The sequence below is a fragment of the Phormidesmis sp. 146-33 genome (assembly GCF_052939515.1).
In genome coordinates this window covers 1-2,722 of the sequence record NZ_JBJPHU010000246.1, presented here as the reverse complement: position 1 = coordinate 2,722, position 2,722 = coordinate 1, and the positions used below count along the sequence as shown (strand labels likewise).

At 46.1% G+C, this 2,722-nt stretch carries 2 protein-coding genes; both read right to left on the bottom strand.

Annotated features, from left to right (window positions below):
* Positions 1 to 623: response regulator (locus ACJ2PR_RS35560; protein ID WP_446880592.1), on the bottom strand; the 623-nt coding region annotated here is incomplete at its 3' end.
* Positions 624 to 1,389: 766 nt separating this feature from the next.
* Positions 1,390 to 2,172, bottom strand: a complete 783-nt coding sequence (locus ACJ2PR_RS35555; protein ID WP_446880591.1) for a phosphotransferase family protein — start codon at positions 2,170 to 2,172, stop codon at positions 1,390 to 1,392.
* Positions 2,173 to 2,722: the final 550 nt, after the last annotated feature.

Below are 2,722 nucleotides of genomic sequence, written 5' to 3'. Positions count from 1 at the left end.
CAGATTTCTGGCGATTTGGCAACCCCTTCTTGAGAATGGTGCAAGATCTGAGGTATTGCTGAAATTTCTGGATTCGTCTTCCCTTCCACCAATAGTTTCAAAATTTCTAATTCACGGGGAGACAGTTCAACTTTGGGGGTTTGCGATCCTACGGAGCTTGGCGAAGCCAATCGCGGGGGCTGTAACTGGGCAATCACGATTCGAGCGATCTGCGGATCGAGGTAAATTGCTCCTTCTTGTACAACGGCGATCGCATTCAAAAGCTGCTGCAAACTTGTGCCTTTAATACAATAACCATCAGCCCCACAGGATAATGCGGCAATAATCTCAGTCTCTTCTGCATGGGAGGTCAGCATCAAAATGCGGACATTTGGCAACTTTATTTTAAGTTGCTGCGTTGCTTCAATCCCATCAAGCTGTGGTAATCCTACATCCATAATCACCAAATCTGGCTGGAGTTGACTGACGATGGCGATCGCAGCATATCCATCAGCCGCTTTTCCAACGATCTTAATTGCCGAGTGTGATGACAGAAATTGCACCAACCCCATCTGCATGACTGGATCATCTTCTACTAACACAATTTTGAGGGGTTCCAGGTGGGAATTTAGTGTTTCTGACATGATGGTTTTGCAAGTTAATTGCCCTAACAGTCGCGATCTTTAGACTGCGAAACTATTTTCCTTAGAAATTGTACTTCAAAGCTCCGATGAATCACAATTTTCATACGGTGCGATTCGCTGGCAGTCAACAGCGATCGAACTGTTCAAGGAGTCCACTCAGTTCATTAGACATCTTGGGTGCATCCCATTTGTGAACCAACTCGCGAACTCCGGATTGCTCATCTTCTTTACAAACGTTGCATAGCCAATACATTCAAATTCAACTACCTCATTGTTCAAGCGGGAAACCATCATAATTTCACCGATTGTTCGCTGTTCTCCAGTAAAGAGTTGAAAATTGCTCTCAAATTTCTTGTAACTTCCTCCGAATGCTTGATTGAGATTGAAAAGTCATTCACTCAAGCAACGGTTCATTTCCAAATCACCTAAGTCCAAAAGCTGATTCTCGTTGCTTAGTCAGACGGTCTGTTAATTCTGCAACGCAAGTTTGACTATAGATACTAACGATCGTACTAATTGCTGCGATTGTTGCAGCGATCGTCGCAGTGATAACTTCAGACTTCATTGCAATTAGGCTACCTCTATGATCGCTCACATCCTACCTAAACCTAACCACAAACAGATGAGTTTTCAACAACTATCACCACGCAGGATATGAGCGAGATAACGTTCCCGCTCACCGGACGCGATAACCTCTGCATCTCACCGATAACTTGACTTCGTTCCGGTGCAGCGGGATTGTTCGACTGTGGCAGCTTGAGCAACATTAAGTGACCAACTTAAGTGTTTCTAGTCCAGAATTGAGAGCCTCCTGATTCGAGTGTTCAGCACCAAAGATGGATTCCATTAAAGCGAACATCAGATGATAAAAAGGTGATCGATCCAACCATGATTCAACCGCTGGGTAAGTTGATATGAGTTGCTCAACAAACGGACGATCATAACTGACAAAAAGCCCCGCAATGTCCCAGCCAGGATCACCCCATCCCAATGAAGCAAAATCAATGATGCCTGTTATGTTCTTTTCTCCATCCCACAAAATATTACTCGAACCAAAGTCACCGTGTCTCAACACACAAGGCAGACTCGGCAATTGCTCAAGGTGTAATTGAATTTGAGAACGCAAAACTTCAGCCGTAGACGAAGCGACTCTGGAAAAAATAAACTGCTCTGCTCGATCAAGAAAATTCGTCCACCATCTGTGATCGATACGGGGTAAGTCAATACTATTCAAAGTGTCTGGCGCAATTTTATGCAATGACTTCAAGAAATCGGCAAGCTGCGCGGCTAGACGCTCCTTAGTTAGATGGCTCAGATTTTTTACTGACCAGAGCGGTTCACCTGGAAGTTGACGGTGAAGTGCAACGACTTCATCTCCAACCTCTACAACTTGCATTTGGGGAACTGGGAGTGTGAGATGGGCGAGAAGTTGAGGCAAAATAGCAGCCTCTCGACACACTCCTGCGATCGCCTCAATATTATGAGGGCGACGAACTACAACGCTACCCAAGATAGCAACATCACTGTTTTGGCTGTCTATAATCTCCATGCGAGTCCCCGTCATTCAATCTAAGGCTTACATATCCGCTCCAATTTCTGCAATCGTAGCAGTCGAACGTTGCCCATAACCCGCCGCTAATAGCTATCATAGCCTACCGATCAGCTCTCAACGGTCGGGTTCATGGGCATTGTTATGCAGCGATCACGAGTGCTGCTTAGTCGTTGGATTGTCACCGTTGCCGAGCCGATGCTGCATAAAGACCGCCGGACAGAATACCCAGTACGACTGCAATGATGTTCCCAGCAATTGCCCATCCGCCTGTCAAAACTGTCAACGACAGCGCGACGAACAACGGACAACCGATAAGACACATAAATCCCCAGCTTTCAAGACCACGCATTGAAACCTCCGTTGTTACCGAGCTACCATAGCACCCCAATTTATTCTGGTCTGTTTTCATTATTAGCCGCATAACGTCTAAAGTGAGCGGCGGCGAGAGAACTAAAACGAAGTGCGAAGACTCTCTACCGTCCGCTCCACTGTGTTGTGTACGCCCAGCATGGGCGTGAACTAATGGGGTGAAAGTCCCCTGTCGGAG

Coding starts and splice junctions, on each gene's coding strand:
- ACJ2PR_RS35555 (WP_446880591.1), bottom strand. CDS start 2,172: ATGGAGATTATAGACAGCCAAAACAGTGATGTTGCTATCTTGGGTAGC.